Source organism: Rhizobium gallicum bv. gallicum R602sp, from assembly GCF_000816845.1.
GTDB lineage: Bacteria > Pseudomonadota > Alphaproteobacteria > Rhizobiales > Rhizobiaceae > Rhizobium > Rhizobium gallicum.
The window spans coordinates 3,199,033-3,214,383 of the sequence record NZ_CP006877.1; the positions used below are offsets into that span (position 1 = coordinate 3,199,033).

At 58.3% G+C, this 15,351-nt stretch carries 18 protein-coding genes and 2 pseudogenes; 12 read left to right on the top strand and 8 right to left on the bottom strand.

All coding sequences use genetic code 11. The features are described from left to right. The first annotated feature begins 117 nt into the window (after window positions 1-117). The 9 genes from RGR602_RS15675 (at window position 118) to RGR602_RS15715 (ending at window position 9,086) form a co-directional block, all read left to right on the top strand. Window positions 118-1,233: an ABC transporter ATP-binding protein gene (locus RGR602_RS15675; RefSeq protein WP_039846944.1), complete on the top strand. Its 1,116-nt coding sequence runs from the start codon at window positions 118-120 to the stop codon at window positions 1,231-1,233. Further along, the gene (locus RGR602_RS15680; RefSeq protein ID WP_039845864.1) at window positions 1,230-2,129 is read left to right on the top strand and encodes a carbohydrate ABC transporter permease; all 900 of its coding nucleotides are present in this window, start codon (window positions 1,230-1,232) and stop codon (window positions 2,127-2,129) included. Before RGR602_RS15675 ends, RGR602_RS15680 begins: the two co-directional genes overlap by 4 nt. Next, entirely contained in the window at window positions 2,126-3,004 is an 879-nt protein-coding gene (locus RGR602_RS15685; protein ID WP_039845865.1) for a carbohydrate ABC transporter permease, read from the top strand. The genes RGR602_RS15680 and RGR602_RS15685 overlap by 4 nt, the downstream gene beginning before the upstream one ends. Before the next feature lie 18 nt (window positions 3,005-3,022). After that, entirely contained in the window at window positions 3,023-3,547 is a 525-nt protein-coding gene (locus RGR602_RS15690) for a GNAT family N-acetyltransferase (RefSeq protein ID WP_039845866.1), read from the top strand. A gap of 130 nt (window positions 3,548-3,677) precedes the next feature. Next, entirely contained in the window at window positions 3,678-4,835 is a 1,158-nt protein-coding gene (locus RGR602_RS15695) for a Gfo/Idh/MocA family protein (RefSeq protein ID WP_039845867.1), read from the top strand. A gap of 13 nt (window positions 4,836-4,848) precedes the next feature. After that, the gene (locus tag RGR602_RS15700) at window positions 4,849-5,733 is read left to right on the top strand and encodes a carbohydrate ABC transporter permease (protein WP_022718732.1); all 885 of its coding nucleotides are present in this window, start codon (window positions 4,849-4,851) and stop codon (window positions 5,731-5,733) included. Then, complete coding sequence (locus tag RGR602_RS15705) at window positions 5,730-6,587, top strand: carbohydrate ABC transporter permease (RefSeq protein ID WP_022718731.1); 858 nt, start codon at window positions 5,730-5,732, stop codon at window positions 6,585-6,587. The genes RGR602_RS15700 and RGR602_RS15705 overlap by 4 nt, the downstream gene beginning before the upstream one ends. A 74-nt stretch (window positions 6,588-6,661) precedes the next feature. Then, window positions 6,662-7,867 carry an ABC transporter substrate-binding protein gene (locus RGR602_RS15710; RefSeq protein ID WP_039845868.1) on the top strand — a complete coding sequence of 402 codons (1,206 nt, stop codon included), beginning with the start codon at window positions 6,662-6,664 and terminating at the stop codon, window positions 7,865-7,867. 85 nt (window positions 7,868-7,952) lie between these two features. Next, entirely contained in the window at window positions 7,953-9,086 is a 1,134-nt protein-coding gene (locus RGR602_RS15715; protein WP_039845869.1) for an ABC transporter ATP-binding protein, read from the top strand. Window positions 9,087-9,096: 10 nt separating this feature from the next. Here the strand turns inward: RGR602_RS15715 and RGR602_RS40030 are convergent. From RGR602_RS40030 to RGR602_RS15730, 4 genes and pseudogenes are all read right to left on the bottom strand, one after another. Continuing rightward, window positions 9,097-9,254: pseudogene (locus RGR602_RS40030) on the bottom strand (IS110 family transposase); the annotation flags it as partial. 99 nt (window positions 9,255-9,353) lie between these two features. Beyond that, window positions 9,354-9,938 carry a rhodanese-like domain-containing protein gene (locus RGR602_RS15720; protein ID WP_039845870.1) on the bottom strand — a complete coding sequence of 195 codons (585 nt, stop codon included), beginning with the start codon at window positions 9,936-9,938 and terminating at the stop codon, window positions 9,354-9,356. 11 nt (window positions 9,939-9,949) lie between these two features. Further along, on the bottom strand, window positions 9,950-10,765 hold the full coding sequence (locus RGR602_RS15725) for a quinoprotein dehydrogenase-associated SoxYZ-like carrier (protein WP_170250316.1): 816 nt from the start codon (window positions 10,763-10,765) through the stop codon (window positions 9,950-9,952). Between the two features lie 29 nt (window positions 10,766-10,794). Further along, on the bottom strand, window positions 10,795-11,775 hold the full coding sequence (locus RGR602_RS15730) for a quinoprotein relay system zinc metallohydrolase 2 (RefSeq protein ID WP_082046561.1): 981 nt from the start codon (window positions 11,773-11,775) through the stop codon (window positions 10,795-10,797). A gap of 47 nt (window positions 11,776-11,822) precedes the next feature. Between RGR602_RS15730 and RGR602_RS37235 the strand changes: the two genes are divergently transcribed. Further along, on the top strand, window positions 11,823-12,119 hold the full coding sequence (locus tag RGR602_RS37235; RefSeq protein ID WP_170250318.1) for a hypothetical protein: 297 nt from the start codon (window positions 11,823-11,825) through the stop codon (window positions 12,117-12,119). A 163-nt stretch (window positions 12,120-12,282) separates the two neighbouring features. On the opposite strand, the gene RGR602_RS15740 is transcribed toward RGR602_RS37235, so the two are convergent. Both RGR602_RS15740 and RGR602_RS15745 read right to left on the bottom strand, forming a co-directional pair. Further along, window positions 12,283-12,807, bottom strand: coding sequence for a GNAT family N-acetyltransferase (locus RGR602_RS15740; RefSeq protein ID WP_039845872.1), 525 nt, complete (start codon window positions 12,805-12,807; stop codon window positions 12,283-12,285). Window positions 12,808-12,810: 3 nt separating this feature from the next. Next, the gene (locus RGR602_RS15745; protein WP_039845873.1) at window positions 12,811-13,110 is read right to left on the bottom strand and encodes a type II toxin-antitoxin system TacA family antitoxin; all 300 of its coding nucleotides are present in this window, start codon (window positions 13,108-13,110) and stop codon (window positions 12,811-12,813) included. Window positions 13,111-13,465: 355 nt separating this feature from the next. On the opposite strand from RGR602_RS15745, the pseudogene RGR602_RS38395 reads away from it, so the two are divergent. Next, window positions 13,466-13,678: pseudogene (locus RGR602_RS38395) on the top strand (recombinase family protein); the annotation flags it as partial. A gap of 132 nt (window positions 13,679-13,810) precedes the next feature. Here RGR602_RS38395 and RGR602_RS15755 read toward each other — a convergent pair. Continuing rightward, complete coding sequence (locus RGR602_RS15755) at window positions 13,811-14,164, bottom strand: EF-hand domain-containing protein (RefSeq protein ID WP_039846947.1); 354 nt, start codon at window positions 14,162-14,164, stop codon at window positions 13,811-13,813. Window positions 14,165-14,184: 20 nt separating this feature from the next. Next, a complete protein-coding gene (locus RGR602_RS15760) occupies window positions 14,185-14,424 on the bottom strand; it encodes a hypothetical protein (protein ID WP_039845875.1) in 240 nt (79 codons plus the stop codon). Between the two features lie 455 nt (window positions 14,425-14,879). Between RGR602_RS15760 and RGR602_RS15765 the strand changes: the two genes are divergently transcribed. Then, a complete protein-coding gene (locus RGR602_RS15765; RefSeq protein ID WP_039846948.1) occupies window positions 14,880-15,344 on the top strand; it encodes a hypothetical protein in 465 nt (154 codons plus the stop codon). Window positions 15,345-15,351: the final 7 nt, after the last annotated feature.

The window sequence follows — 15,351 nt, forward strand, 5'->3', positions numbered from 1 at the left end:
TTCTGACAAGCCGGCGCGAGCGGGACCCCTTGCCTGCTCGCACAGCCGGCTTACCTGCCGTGCAACCGGCCACTGAAGTGGCCGTTGCTTTTCAGCATAATCAAGTTCGGGTGTAAGATGGCATCGGTTTCACTGGACTCCGTTTCAAAAAGCTATGGCACGCATTCCGTGATCGAAGATGTCGATCTCAGGATCAGGGACGGCGAGTTCATCGTCTTTGTCGGCCCATCGGGTTGCGGCAAGTCTACCTTGCTGCGTATCGTCGCCGGTCTGGTGTCCCCGACAAAGGGCGCCGTCAGCATCGGCGGCGACGATGTCACCGACGTTCCGGCCTCCAAGAGGGGCGTTGCCTTTGTCTTTCAATCCTATGCGCTCTATCCGCATATGAGCGTTGCGCGCAATATCGGCTTTGCGCTGGAAACGCTCGGTCTTGCGCGGACCGCCATCAGCGACAAGGTGCTCGCCGTTGCAAGAATGCTCAAGGTCGATCATCTCCTGGATCGCCGTCCGAGAGAGTTGTCCGGCGGCCAACGCCAGCGTGTTGCGATCGGCCGGGCGCTGGTCCGTCAGCCGGAGATCTTTCTTTTCGACGAGCCGCTTTCGAACCTGGACTCCGATCTGCGCATGGAGATGCGCATGGAGATCGCCAAGCTTCACGACGAACTCAAGACGACGATGATCTATGTGACGCACGATCAGTCCGAAGCCATGACGCTCGCTGACAGGATCGTTGTTCTCAACCACGGGCGCATCGAGCAGGTAGGCACCCCGCAAACCCTTTACCACGCACCGGACAACCGCTTCGTGGCAAGCTTCATCGGAAGCCCACGGATGAACTTCCTGTCCGTTTCCATGCAAGATGCCGCCGGCGGCAAGAAGATTACAGGCCCCGGTGGACTTTCTGTTGATGCAGGATTTCTGGGCTCCGATGCAACGGCCGCGACCATCGGCGTGAGGCCGGAAGCCCTTACCATCGCAGCCGCCGGCACGGGGCGCATGTCTGGTGTCCTGGAGCGTGTCGAAGACCTCGGGCATGAGCATTTTGCCTATTGCCGCATTACGGAAGAGGTCGTGTGGGTAATCCGGGTGAATGTTCCGCCTGCCAAGGAAATGATCGGCCTGCGGATCGGACTGAAGTTTGCTGACGAGGCGGTATTCGTCTTCGACGCGGCTGAGCGGCGGATCCCGCAAAAAAGGGCGATTGTCAACAATGTGAGGGCAGCAGAGCAATGAGCGCGCGTCTGGCACGCCGCGACCACCTGGCCGCATGGCTTTTCCTCATCCCCGTCATCATCGTGATGCTGCTCGTGGCCGTCTGGCCTCTCGCGCGGACCTTCTTCTTTTCCTTCACCGATGCCTATCTTGATGATCCTTCCATCTATTCCATGGTTGGGATCGATAATTTTCTCGACGTGATCAACGACAGAAGCTGGTGGGTGGCCGTCAGGAACACCATCGTCTTCACGGTCATTTCGGTTGCTATAGAAACCGTTCTCGGCCTTGCAATTGCGCTTTTGATCAATGAGGCCATCCCGGGACGGGGGCTGGTGCGTGCTGCCATCCTCGTCCCTTGGGCGATCCCCGTCGTCGTTTCCGCAAAAATCTGGGAATGGATGCTGAACGACCAGTTCGGGGTGCTTAACAAGATCCTGATCGGACTGGGCTTTATCGATCACGGAATAGCCTGGACGGCGAGCAGCTCGCTGATCATGGGCGTCATCATTTTTGCCGACGTGTGGATGACGACGCCCTTCATGGTCCTGTTGATCCTTGCCGGACTGCAGCTGATTTCGCCGGAAATATTCGAAGCTGCAGAGGTGGACGGCATTCCGGCATGGAAGCGCTTCTGGTCGATCACCTTGCCGATGCTTCGGCCGGCCATCGGCGTGGCCGTGCTCTTTCGCGTGCTCGATGCCCTTCGGATGTTCGACCTTGCCTATGTCATGGCTGCCAGCAATGAGAATGTCATGACTGTGTCGATCTATGCGCGTGACAGGCTCATCAGCTTTCAGGAGCTGGGTGTCGGCTCGGCCGCATCGACATGGGTGTTCCTCTTGGTGGCGCTCGCCGCCATCATCATCATCGGCGCGCTACGTCTCGATCGCGCAAGCGGGGAGCTGACGAAATGACGGAGGTTGCACTCTACAGAGCGGTACGCAAACCTGCTGCCTACTACCGGGTGCGGCGACGCATCGTGAGGCTCTTTCAGTCCGCAGCACTCCTGCTCGTGCTGATCTACACGCTTTTCCCCTATTATTGGGCTTTCGTGTCTTCGACGAAGCAGGGCGCAGCGCTCTACCGGGCAGCACTCGTTCCCGCGCTCGATTTCACCTACTACCGGCAGCTGATCGACAATCCGGTCTTCATGGGCTCGCTTCTCAATTCCGCCTATGTCGCGGTGGCGACGACGTTCTTGTCGCTTTTTATCGGCCTTAGTGCCGCTTATGCGCTCGGGCGGATCGATTTTCCGCAGCGCCGGACACTGCTGATGATCATCCTGATGATCTCGATCTTTCCGCAGGTCGTCGTTCTCTCCGGCATGTTCGAGCTGATCAACTGGATGGGGTTGTTCAATCGTCCAAGCGCACTGGTTCTGACTTATCTTCTCTCGACAGTGCCGTTCACGACCTGGGTTCTCACGACCTTCATCCGGGAATTCCCGCGTGAGCTGGAAGAAGCGGCAATCATCGACGGATGCTCGCATTTTCGCATTCTGATGAAGATCCTGCTGCCGCTGATGGGTCCGTCGCTCGCCAGCACCGGCATTTTGGCCTTCATCCTGGCGTGGAACGAGTTCCTCTTCGCACTCACCTTCACTTTGACGGACGAGAACCGCACGGTGCCGGTTGCAATCGGCCTCATTGCTGGAAACAGCCGTTACGAATATCCCTTCGGCCAGATCATGGCCGCCTCGGTTACCGTCACCCTCCCCCTCATCTTGGTGGTGCTTTTCTTCCAGCGCCGCATCGTTGCGGGTCTGACGGCAGGCGCGGTCAAGGGATGAAAGACAAAGGACACAGTCATGGACATGTTGGTGAAACTCTACGAACTTAAACCTGATTCCGCCTTGGAGAAGCGTTTGGCAGATCAGGACATCCTGATCCGCCGGGTGCTTGCACCCGAGCTCAAAGCACTCACCTCGTGGATCGAGCCGCGCTTTGGCGCCGGATGGGCGTCGGAGGCGACCGTTGCCACAATGCGCCAGCCGCCGTCGTGTTTTGTTGCCGTCAAAGGCGGTGAGCTCATCGGCTTTGCTTGCCACGAGGCGACGGCCAAAGGCTTCTTCGGGCCCACAGGCGTGGATGTTTCAGCCCGCGGTCATGGCGTCGGTCAGGCCTTGCTGATTACAACCCTGCTCGACATGCGCGCCCAGGGTTACGCCTATGGCGTCATTGGCGGCGCCGGCCCGATGGAATTTTATCGCCGCAGCGTTGGCGCGATCCCGATCGAAGGATCTGTTCCGGGAATTTATCGCGACATGCTTGCGATAGCCACTCCAAGCGAAGTCTCGGAATCTGAGAAACTGCCAACGGAAATGCAGAGGTGATATCGCGATCCATTTTCGGCTCATGAAAATTAATTTCATGATTTCGGGAGAAGCCGCGTTAACAGTTGACGACTTGTAATTTTTGCCCCAACCTGAAGAAAATAAATTACGAAATGGGAACGACTTTAGCATGAAAGTGGGAATCGTAGGGCTGGGATTCCGGCTCGGCTATCTTGGCTATGTCTTCAAGGCTATCGACAGCAGCTTCGAAATCGCAGGCTACGTCGATCCGGAGCCTGCCGGTCTCCCCGGCTTGACGGAAAAGGGTATTTCGGTCGGCAAGGCGTACGCGTCGCCTGAGGAACTTCTTGCCGGCGAAAAGCTCGACCTCCTGATGATCGGCTCGCCCAACCACATGCATCTGGAACACATCCGGCTGGGCCTTGAGGCCGGCTTGAAAGTGTTTTGCGAAAAGCCGATCGTCACCACGATCGCCGAAAGCATCGAGCTCGCCAGGCTAATGGCAAAGTTCGGCCATGAACGGCTGATGGTCGGCCTGGTGCTGCGGTATTCGCCGCTCTACAAGGACCTTCGCGCCATCCAGGCAGCCGGCAAGCTCGGCCAGATCGTCTCGATCGAGGCATCCGAACATATCGAACCCTATCACGGCGCGTTCTTCATGCGCGACTGGAGACGCTACGAGCGCTATTCCGGCAGTTTCATGCTGGAAAAGTGCTGCCATGACCTCGACCTTTACAACGGCGTGGTCGGCGCCAGGGCGGAACGCGTCGCAAGCTTCGGCGGACGCAAGAGCTTCATTCCTGCAAATGATCCAACGCGTGAGGGGATCAACGACCTCGAACTCTTTCACCGCAAACCCAGCGGCTGGATGGGATCGGACAGGGTCTTCGACAGCGATGCCGACATCATCGACTATCAGGTCGCGATCGTCGAATATGCAAATGGCGTCGGCATGAATTTCCACACCAATCTCAACGTTCCGGATCAGTTTCGCCGCTTTGCCATCATGGGTTCGCGCGGGATGGCGGAGGGCGATTTCGTCCGCGGCTATCTCGACGTGCACGAGCAGCTGACCGGAAAGAAGATCGTTGAGACCAAGTATGCCGCAACCGAACTTTCCCAGCATTACGGCGCAGACGAACAGATGGCCGCCGACCTGCTCGACAGCGTCCGCACCGGCACTGAACTTCCCGTCTCGACGCTGAACGCGCTCGAGGCGGGCATCCTTGCGTTAGCGATGGACGAAGCACGGATGAAGAGGACAGTCGTCGATCTGCGTCCTGTGTGGGATCGCTTCGACGAGGCGCTCCACGCCAGAGCGGCTTGAGGAGGATGGCAGGATGAGTGTTCAAAAAAGCACCGTCATCTTCGCCTGGATCCTTCTCCTTCCAGCTGTCCTTTACGTCATGGCGATCGTCGCCTATCCGCTGGTCGATACGTTCATTCTTTCCTTCACCGACGCATCGCTCAGGAAGACGACGAACTGGGTCGGCTGGATCAACTACGAGAAGATCTTCAACGCCACATTTGCGGAAGTCATCCTCCGCACCTTCATATGGACGTTCTTTTCGGTATCAATCAAAATGATCATCGGCACCTTCGGCGCGACGATGCTCAATGCTGCCGTGCCCGGCCGCTCGCTTTTCCGCCTGCTCACCATGCCGCCATGGATCGTGCCGATGGCGATCGGCATCTTCATGTGGGGGTGGATGTACAACGGACAGTTCGGGATGATCTCCGGCCTTCTGCAGCGCTTCGGCCTGACCGACGGACCAGTGGCATTCCTGGCTTACGGAAGCACTGCCTTCTGGGCAACGATCATCACCGACGTCTGGATCGGCGTTCCGCTGGTCACCATCTATTTTCTGGCCGCGATCCAGTCCATTCCGAAGGACCTCTACGAGGCAGCCTGGACAGATGGCGCCGGCCGATTTTATCGTTTCCGCCGCATCACGCTGCCGCTGATGGTCCCGGCGATCATCACGATGTCGATGCTGTCTTTGATCGCCACGTTCAATTCCTTCGATATCATCTGGATTCTGACCCAGGGCGGTCCGAGCGGTCAAACGACCACGATGATCATTGATACCTATCAGACTGCCATCGGCTCCAAGAAATACGGTGAAGGCGCTGCACGCGCGGTGCTGATCTGCATCTTCCTGTCGCTCTTCTGCTTTGCCTATTTTCGTGTCACCCGCCGTCTCAACCCGGAGAAGCGCGCATGAGCAGCCCCGCTATGATCGATCGCTACAGCTGGTGGGAACTCGTGCTGATCTATTGCGGCATCGCGCTGTTTCTGGCCTTCGTTCTTTCGCCCTTCGTCGAAGGCTTTCTGGTCTCGCTGAAACCGTTGAGCCAGCTCTTTTCCTCGCCTTATCGGTTCTGGCCGGAGAACGGTTCCTTCGAGGCCTACCGAACGATGTGGGTCAGCGTTCCAGGTTTCGGGCGCTATATTTTCAATTCGTTCTTCATATCGATCATCGTCACGATAATCGTTCTGTGTCTCGTCATCCCGGCGTCCTACGCCTTTGCACGGTTCGAGTTCAGGGGCATGGGCATCCTTCTCGGCGCCTTCCTGACAGTCAACATGTTCTCCGGCGCGGTACTCTTGATCCCTCTCTTCCGGCTGATGCGCAGCATGGGCGTCCTCAACACCTATCTCGCCATGATCGTGCCGGGCGTGGCCTTCCTCATTCCGTCGGCGATCTGGCTTCTCAGGACCTATATGATCCGCATTCCCCAGGAATTGAATGAAGCCGCGTATATGGATGGCGCCAGCCATTTCTACACGCTTCGCCGTGTAATCCTGCCGATCGCAATGCCCGGGATCATCGTCGTGGCGATCACCACTTTCATCGGCGCCTATGCGCAGCAATTCATCTTCGCGCTGACGTTCAACTCGAAGACCGAATACATGCCCCTGCCGGTGGGACTCTTTGCTTACTTCGGTAAGCAGGAGGTCATCTGGAACGAACTGATGGCGGCCTCCTTCGTCGGCATCCTGCCGGCGATGGTCGTCATCTTCTTCCTGCAACGCTATCTCGTCGGCGGGCTGACCGCCGGTGCGGTGAAACAATAAGACCAAGAAAACGAGTGAACAGCTAACACAAGAATGGGAGTCACAACGTGAGTATTACCATCAGAACAGGCCTCATGGCACTCGCCTTGCTCGGTTCGACGGCGTTGACCGTTGTTAAGGCCGAAGCCGCCGACCAGGAGATCAGCTGGATTTATTGCGGCGATAAGCTCGACGATATCCATGCGAAGTACATCAAGCAGTGGGAAGAAAAGAACACCGGCTGGAAGATCACGCCGGAAGTCGTTGGCTGGGCCCAGTGCCAGGACAAGGCAACGACGCTTGCTGCGGCTGGCACGCCAGTCGCGATGGCCTATGTCGGTTCGCGTACCCTCAAGGAATTTGCCCAGAACGACCTGATCGTCGAGGTGCCGATGACCGACGAGGAAAAGAAGGCCTACTATCCGCACATCGTCGACACCGTCACCTTCGACGGCACACAATGGGGCGTTCCGATCGCATTTTCGACAAAGGCGCTTTACTGGAACAAGGATCTCTTCAAGCAGGCTGGCCTTGATCCCGAGAAGCCGCCGAAGACCTGGGACGAGGAAATCGAATATGCCAAGATCATCAAGGAGAAAACCGGAATCCCCGGCTTCGGCCTTTCGGCCAAGACCTTCGACAACACAATGCATCAGTTCATGCACTGGGTTTACACCAACAACGGCACGGTGACGGACGCGGAAGGCAAAATTACCCTCGATAGCCCCGAAGTGCTGAAAGCGCTGGAGGCCTATAAGAGCATTGTGCCCTATTCAGAAGAAGGCCCGACGGCCTACGAGCAGAACGAAGTCCGCGCCATCTTCCTCGACGGCAAGGTCGCGATGATCCAGGCGGGTTCCGGTGCTGCCTACCGCCTGAAGGACACCAAGATCGACTGGGGCATCACGACCCTGCCGCTTGGCCCGCAGGCCAAGGGCCCGGGTACTCTGCTGATCACCGACAGTCTTGCGATCTTCAAGGGTTCGGGCGTCGAGGACAAGGCAATCGAATTCGCCAAGTTCATCACCTCTCCCGGTCCCCAGGAGGAATATGAGCTCAACGGCGAATCCGGTCTGACGCCGCTTCGGCCGTCGCCGAATATCGACAAGCTGGTGACTGAAAAGCCTTACTGGAAGCCCTTGATCGACGGCATCAGCTACGGTGGTCCGGAACCCCTTTTCACCGACTATAAGGGCTTCCAGAACTCGATGATTGCGATGGTGCAATCCGTCGTGACCGGTCAGGCTCAGCCGGCCGACGCACTCAAGAAGGCTGCTGGCGAAATCGAAGCGTTCAAGTAGTCTTCATGGGGATCGCGGGGAAGCAACAACCCGCGATCCTTCCTGATTGTGCAAGTGCTGCTGCAGCGGCGACCGGAGACAGGTTTTGGGACAGCTTTTTCTCAATAAGGTTCAGAAATTCTACGGCGACTACGAAGTTCTGAAGGGCGTCCAGCTCGATGTGAAGAACGGCGAGTTCGTTGTCTTCGTTGGTCCCTCAGGTTGCGGCAAATCCACCCTCCTGCGCATGATCGCCGGTCTCGATGCGACAACTGCCGGAGACATCGTCATCGATGGTATCCGGGTCAACGACCTGCCGCCGGTCAAACGCGGCATTGCCATGGTGTTCCAGTCCTACGCGCTTTATCCGCACATGACCGTATTCGAAAACATCGCCTTTCCGCTCCGCGTCGAGAAGATGGAGGAGTCAAAGCTCAAGGCAAAGGTCGAGAATGCGGCGCGTATTCTCCATCTTGATCAGCGCTTGCAGCAGAAGCCCGGCATGCTGTCTGGCGGCCAGCGCCAACGTGTCGCAATCGGCCGCGCCATCGTGCGCGAGCCGAAGATATTCCTCTTCGACGAACCGCTGTCGAACCTCGATGCGGCGCTACGCGCCGATATGCGCATCGAGCTTGCAAAACTGCATCGCCAGTTGAAGGCCACAATGATTTACGTGACGCACGATCAGGTGGAAGCCATGACCATGGCCGACCGCATCGTCGTGCTGGATGCCGGCGATATCTCTCAGACCGGTGCACCACTGGAGCTCTATCACAAGCCGACCAACCTCTTTGTTGCCGGTTTCATCGGAAATCCGAAAATGAACTTCCTGCCGGTTACCTGCAAAAGCGTCAGCGATGCCGGCGTGGAGGTGGACCATGGCGGGCAGACCGCCACTTTGCCGGTTGCTCCGCGCGAGGGCATGATCGGCAAGACGCTTACGCTCGGCATCCGGCCGGAGCATGTGCAGCTTGGATCCGGCGACATCTCGCTGACGGTTACGCCGACCGTTATCGAACGGCTTGGCGCCCATACGGTCGCCTACGCCTCGCTTAACGGCGAGGGCGAAAACTACTGCGCGATGCTTCCCGGCAGTGTCGGAATTCGCGCCGATACGCCTGTCGTCACGGGGATCAACGCCACAGATTGCCACCTCTTCGATGAGGCCGGCATTGCCTTCGAGCGCCGCGTGGAACTCACGGAAATTGACATGACCGTGCTTGACCCGACCGCAGCCTAGGTTATCGCCCGAGATTTGTGTAGAAAGCCTTCATGGCGGGGTCGAAGCGGATGGCTGGCAAGGCGGCGATATAAAGGGCGTGTCGAGCCCCAGTTCCGGCAGGCCGGTGATGAGGAAGCATGCGGTGCGCAACCGATGCCCCTTGAGCGGCATCGGCTCGTCGGCTCTTCAGAGCTGAACCCGTCCACGATCTGAAGACAGCGACTCATCTCCTCATCTGCCACCTTTCCGATGCCAACTGGGCTAACGGTCGAAGCCGCTTTGTGACTATTTCGCCGCCTCTGAGTGCCAATCCCCGTCTGGCTTGATTTCGACCGCGTCGTGGACCTCCTGCCAACTGTCGATTCCGCCTGGGAACCAATAAACGCTGGTATAGCCCTTCATCACCAGCCGTTTTCCAGCGTTCCAACTACCCCAGCACTCGGGACGGCAGAAAGTAACGATGGGCTTTGAGCTGTCTCCTTGCGTCAGTTCCTCTACGCGACGAAAAAAAACTTCCTCTTGCGTCGGCCCAAAAGCCGCTGCGCCGGCGCCCGGAAACCATGCTGCGCCCGGAATGGAGCGATGGGTCGGCAGCCAAAGCCGATCCTTGGGAAATTCTTCCGGCTTCTTATCGGCGGGGCCAACATCGAGAAGCACCGGATTTTTAGGCATCAGCGCCTCAAGGCCTGCCAGATCGATGACGACGGCACCTCTGAGCGTCGTCGGTGTCTGCCCCCGCATCGGGCCAGTCCACAAGCCGTTCGGCTCGCGCACTTCGGCCAAGGACCATTGCGTGCTGGCAGCGGTCAGAAACAACGCAATCGCGAGTGAGGCGGCAGCCCTCAGCAAGGTTCCAATCAGCCCCGACATGTCCGCACCTCTTAATTCGTGGCCGGAGGCACCTTGAAACTCTGTTCCCAACGCCCACCCTTGGTGTCGGACGCGACCACCTTCATCGGTCCGTCGCCGCGGGGCACAAAATTGAAGCCCATTACGGGATTTGTAGACAGGGAAATATCGCCCACAATGTCCAGGACGGTCTGATCCCCGTAGGAGACAGTCATCTTCTCGAGGTAACGCGCCGGCGTGAAATGCCGGGTGAGCTGGTTCATCTGCATTCCGCTGAAGTTCGGGTGGCGGATCATCAGCGTTGCCTCGGCAGGTTTTCCCTGCTGAATGCTTTCGGCGAATTTCATCCTCATTTCCCCCATCCCCTTCATCGCTTCCGCGTCGCTGGGGCCGGAAGGCGCCGAGCAGCCGCCTGATGCCTTCACAAAGGCGGCAGTCGAAAACAGTTTTCCGTCTTTCGTCTCGGCAACAGCGTGAACGTTTGTGTAGGTGTCGATCCGCACACGCAGCTGCAACGTGCCTGAGTCCGCGGCCGGCCCGAAGGTGACATGAGCGGCCAGCGGCGCAGGATTGTCATCGATAACAAGATAAACCGATTTGATTTTGTCCTTTTGGGGCATTGTCAGCGTGATCGGCACGAGCGCAGCATCCTGCGCGCGCTTTGGCGCATCGATTTTGATCAATGAATCGGTCGGGAGAACTTCCCGGTCGTCGAAAAGGTAATCGGCAATCAGTTGCCAGCGCTCCTCCCGCTTGGCATCCGCCTGGGACGAGTCTGCGGCGGGAACCGGCCCAGCGCAGATCGCCGTGATGAGAGCCACCCCGAAGATCGGTCGCAATATCTCCATCACTGTCTCCTCCTTCTTTCAATCTTACACTACTCCCATTCAAGCTCCTTGTAAGCTTGAATGACGTTGCGGCCGTTATAGTCATCGAACAGCGCCCAGCCCTCGCCTTCTCCCGCAGCTACCACTCGGCTGGCCTTGTCGATCTCAACGCCCTCCGCTATCGCCTTGCGTGTTTCATCGCGGAGAACCGTAAGATAGCGTACCTGTTTTGCCATCGCCGGTCCGAAGTCCACCATTGCCGGTCCATGACCCGGCACCGCGCGAGCGGCACCAATGCCTTCGAGCCGCTTGGCTTCATTCAACCATCCGGGCAGGCTGCCATCCAGCGAGGGAACGCGATCGACGAAGAGCAGGTCCGCAGGAAACAACGTTCCCGTGGACGTATCGAACATCGACAGGTCGCAATCGGTATGCGCGGTGTCATGCGCTGTGATCCGGATAATGCGATCGCCGAGATCAACTTCGCCCGCACCTTCAATCTCCCGGGTAGGATAAACAATACCGCCAACGCTTTGAGATCCGAGAACCTCGACAAGACGCTCGCGATAATGGCTTGCCCTCGCATTAAGAGCGGGGCTCAAAGCGTGATGGCCGATAAATTCCGGCTGTTCTTCAGCAAAGGCCGAAGCGCCAAAGCAATGATCGGGATGAACGTGGGATATCACAACATGCCGGATCGGCTTGTTGGTCCGTTTCCTGATTTGTGAGTGAAGCCATTGCCCGTCTGCTAGACTGCCTCCAGGATCGATCACCAGCACGCTGTCGCGTCCGATGATAAAGCCTATGTTTGCAATGCCTCCGTTGTTGGCCCGTGTGGCTTCCTCGTGCGGCGCCGCACGAATGAAGAGGCCGTTCCCAACCTCGTTCAACGAAAAGGAATCGGCAGCAAATCCACGCGCCGGCAGACAGCACAGACAGAGACCAAGCGCAATCGCCTCACGCCGCGTGAAGCAAACGCCACCGGCGGACCGTCCAGCATGATCGACCCATGTGAGCTTGTCTCTTGACATGTTTAAGACTACCACGTTGCGACTGATCTGGTAGCCGTCATTAGCTGTTGGCCGAGGAAGGGGTAGTCGAGGCAAAAGCGTTCATCGACCTGTTCATGATCGCGCTCGACACTCGTGGATGGGACCCATTTCAGCTGCATGCGATTGGGTGGTGGCAGTGCCATTTGGCTTCCGAGCGCGCCTGCACCTGCGTCTTTAAATTTCGCCACGACCGCGATGCTGCCACAACCTCCCCTGCTCGATCGGGACGTTCCGAAGGGGTACGCAGCACGCCAGCCCTGGACCATCTCAATGAAACCGGCATCTATCGTTTCGGCATTCATCGGCATCACCGGCTGCTCTGACCGGTCCGGCAACCTCGGCAGCGGGATCAGATCCTTAGATGAACGCTGAAGCTCAACATCTACGGCAGGTCCGCGAGGCAAAAGCCGAGCGGAAAAAATGGGCCTGTATCTGCATACTTTTTGGGCTTTTAGCCGAGTTGCCCGAATTGCGAAGGCTTCAGGCTTATCTACCTCGCTCTTGCTGCTGCGCGTCCGCCAGCGATGCGGCGATTGCAGCGATCGAGCGAAACAGGACGAGCGGGTCGTCCTTCGAGGGCGTGAAACCTCGGCGCTGCCAGAATTGACCGGCTTCGTGATCGACGGCGTTGACCATCAATGCCCGTCCGCCAATGAGAACGGCGGCCTGAACGCATCGCTCCAGGGCGTGTTTCACCAGACCTGTGCCAATGCCACGCCCGGCCCAACCTGTATCCGTGGCAAGCTGGCCAAGAAGGAAACAGGGAACCGGATCAGGTGGTTGCCCCGTGCGTATCGAGCGCGGCAAGATCGAAGGAACGACGGCCGTGGGGGCCAAGCCGTAATACCCGACAACGCGCCCGGCCGCGTGGACAACGAGAACCGCCGTGAAGCCCCTTTCCTGATTAGAGAACGCGCGCACCTTCAGCCAATGATCGAGCGTAGGCTTGCCGCAGGAGAATTCGGAAACGTCATGCGCCGCGGAAAGCGGTTCAGGAGCCGATAGTGTCACGGCTCACCGCTTCGCGACGTAGCCAGCTTCCCAAGGCGAGGCTCGCTTAGCCAGTTCCACCACCTCGGGAACCGGCGCAGCCGGACGGGACAGGACATCCATGAAGTCGGCAAAGCCCTCTGGGCTCATCCTGATCAGGCGGTTCTCCATCACCACCTCTTCGGCCGCGCGCACGGCCGCATCGCGCACGAAGTCCGTGCGCGACCGGCCACGCAAGGTGGCAGCACGATCGATCATTGCGACGTCCGCCTCGGGCAGACGCATCGAGATCGGGTATTCCTTACGTTCGACTGTGGTGGCCATGTCTATCTCCTGGGCGCAACATAATAATTGTAGCGTCAAATGCAATACGTTGCTAGCGTGCCCAGCTGCGCTGGCGCGCTCACGCTGCGCCCATCCGCTCCGATCAACGCCGACTATTCACCTTCGAATTCCCCGGAAGCACGCAAAACCTGGACAGCGAAGCAAAACGAGCGTGAAGAGTTGGTCGACGCGATGCTTCTCGACGCGCCCGAACTGACGTTTACGTCGCGCGGCGACCGGGACCCTGGGCTCGTCCAACTCGCCCGCCTCGGCAGGCAAATGGCGCGTCAAAACTTCGACGCGCAGATGAAAAGGCGGGGGTGAAACGGTTCCCGAAGACGCTGGGAGACGTGATTTGAAAGTCGCCATCTACGCCCGCTATCCTCCGACAATCAGCGGGACGCTTCCACCACCGACCAGCTCCGCATCTGCCGCCTTCATGCTGAAGCAGGGCTGGCAGGTGGTTGGGGATCATACCGACCACGCCATTTCCGGCACCTCCCTTCTCCGCCCCGGCATCCAGGCACTGATCTCCGACGCGACGCGTGGACGCTTCCAATTCGTGCTGGCCGGGGCGATGGATCGCCTGTCGCGTGATCAGGAGGACATGGCCGGCCTCTACGAGCGCATGGTGTCGCCACCGCGTAGAAGTGGGGCAGCCACGCTTTCCTTGGCGTTAGGGTCGCTCTTGGGTTTTGTACTACTGCAGGCTCCCGTCGCCGCCGCGGTCGGCGGCCTTGAAGTCCGTCATCACCTTGTTGAGAAACTCATTCTGGCTGGCCTTGCCGTCGCCGTTGGCGTCGATGGCGGCGAATTGCTGGGCATTCAGAACTCGGGCAACTTCATCGGAATTCAGGCTTCCGTCCCTGTTCTTGTCCATGCTCGCGAAGGCCGAGGTCATAAAGGCCTGATATTCAGATCGCTCGACCGCTCCGTTCTTGTTGCGGTCGAGGCGATCCATTTGGCCTTGGTTCATGGCCGTCGGTTGATTCTGCGCGGCGGCCGCAATGGCGGTAAAAAAAGCGAATCCCGTCAGTAGGGCGAATCTTTTCATCATTCCGGCCTTTCGCATCATTAACAGGTCAAGGCACTGCCGCCCGCAGCACCCAGCGTGGCGCCGCCGCCAACAGCCCAAAGCTGCCCGGTCCCCGAGCCAATGGTCGCGCCGACCAGACCGCCGACGACCGCGCCGCCGACCGTACCGGCGATGCAGCCGAACTCGTTACTACGTCCTCCTTGCGAGGTTGCAGCAGATTGGCAACCAGACAAGGCAAGGCAGCCTATGAGAGTAATACTTATCGTGCACTTGGTCATTTTTTCCTCCCAGCATTTCCGTTCACGTTTAAGACAGACGGCGGAGGCGCCAATGAGTGGCCTCGGACGAAGATAAGCTTCTGATTAAGTCCCTCAATGTGCGAGAGATTCTTATGCTTATCAGAAGCAACTCACAGATAAACCTGCAGCGTGCGCGATGAAGCTTCAACGTTGCTGGCTAATACTACCACTGCACATGAACGAAGACAACACTCGGGCGTCTGTCTCGACCGCTGTTGCCGAAGCGAGATCAGAAAGATGGGTTCAGAGCTCCAAGACCGGGCATAGATGAGGTGCGGCCGAGCTCGCCGCATGTCGCCTGCTGTTAACGGGTGCAACGTAAGCAATCCGAAAGCCAAACGTAACATACCGTATACTCCCCCGGGGGAGGCGTATGTTACTGCCCTAGCGCTTTCAATCGCCCTATCATCTCTCAAATTTCGGAGGACATGGCGATGACTGCAAGCGAGACGACCCCTCAGTCGATGACCAGCGCCGAAGAGCTGCGCAAACGGGCCCTCGAACTTCAGCTTCTGGAGATGGAGCGCGACGAAAAGATAAAGGCTCGCGAAGCAAAGAAACATGCCGAGTTCTTGGAGGACTTTTTCCGCAAGCAAATCAGCGAAAATGAACGCGCCATCATCAAGCGCCTGGTGATGAAAGCCGCAGCGGACGGGAAATACGAGGCGATGATCTTCAGCTTCCCGTCCAGTCTCTGCACGGACAGCGGCCGAGGCATCAACAACAACCTGCCCGGATGGCAGAATACCCTGCAAGGCAAGGCAAAGGAGTTTTACGATCTCTTTCAAGAAGTCGCAAAGCCTCAGGGCTACGGCCTCAAAGCCGTGATCATCAATTTCCCGGGAGGCATCCCCGGCGACGTCGGCTTCTTCCTGACCTGGCAGCCGCCTGTCGAATAATCCAAGC

What these genes read in the sequence shown, in the direction of transcription:
- RGR602_RS15675 (WP_039846944.1), top strand. Translation starts at nt 118, where the DNA reads ATGGCATCGGTTTCACTGGACTCCGTTTCAAAAAGCTATGGCACGCAT.
- RGR602_RS15680 (WP_039845864.1), top strand. Translation starts at nt 1,230, where the DNA reads ATGAGCGCGCGTCTGGCACGCCGCGACCACCTGGCCGCATGGCTTTTC.
- RGR602_RS15685 (WP_039845865.1), top strand. Translation starts at nt 2,126, where the DNA reads ATGACGGAGGTTGCACTCTACAGAGCGGTACGCAAACCTGCTGCCTAC.
- RGR602_RS15690 (WP_039845866.1), top strand. Translation starts at nt 3,023, where the DNA reads ATGGACATGTTGGTGAAACTCTACGAACTTAAACCTGATTCCGCCTTG.
- RGR602_RS15695 (WP_039845867.1), top strand. Translation starts at nt 3,678, where the DNA reads ATGAAAGTGGGAATCGTAGGGCTGGGATTCCGGCTCGGCTATCTTGGC.
- RGR602_RS15700 (WP_022718732.1), top strand. Translation starts at nt 4,849, where the DNA reads ATGAGTGTTCAAAAAAGCACCGTCATCTTCGCCTGGATCCTTCTCCTT.
- RGR602_RS15705 (WP_022718731.1), top strand. Translation starts at nt 5,730, where the DNA reads ATGAGCAGCCCCGCTATGATCGATCGCTACAGCTGGTGGGAACTCGTG.
- RGR602_RS15710 (WP_039845868.1), top strand. Translation starts at nt 6,662, where the DNA reads ATGGCACTCGCCTTGCTCGGTTCGACGGCGTTGACCGTTGTTAAGGCC.
- RGR602_RS15720 (WP_039845870.1), bottom strand. Translation starts at nt 9,938, where the DNA reads ATGTCGGGGCTGATTGGAACCTTGCTGAGGGCTGCCGCCTCACTCGCG.
- RGR602_RS15725 (WP_170250316.1), bottom strand. Translation starts at nt 10,765, where the DNA reads ATGGAGATATTGCGACCGATCTTCGGGGTGGCTCTCATCACGGCGATC.
- RGR602_RS15730 (WP_082046561.1), bottom strand. Translation starts at nt 11,775, where the DNA reads ATGTCAAGAGACAAGCTCACATGGGTCGATCATGCTGGACGGTCCGCC.
- RGR602_RS15745 (WP_039845873.1), bottom strand. Translation starts at nt 13,110, where the DNA reads ATGGCCACCACAGTCGAACGTAAGGAATACCCGATCTCGATGCGTCTG.
- RGR602_RS15755 (WP_039846947.1), bottom strand. Translation starts at nt 14,164, where the DNA reads ATGAAAAGATTCGCCCTACTGACGGGATTCGCTTTTTTTACCGCCATT.
- RGR602_RS15760 (WP_039845875.1), bottom strand. Translation starts at nt 14,424, where the DNA reads ATGACCAAGTGCACGATAAGTATTACTCTCATAGGCTGCCTTGCCTTG.
- RGR602_RS15765 (WP_039846948.1), top strand. Translation starts at nt 14,880, where the DNA reads ATGACTGCAAGCGAGACGACCCCTCAGTCGATGACCAGCGCCGAAGAG.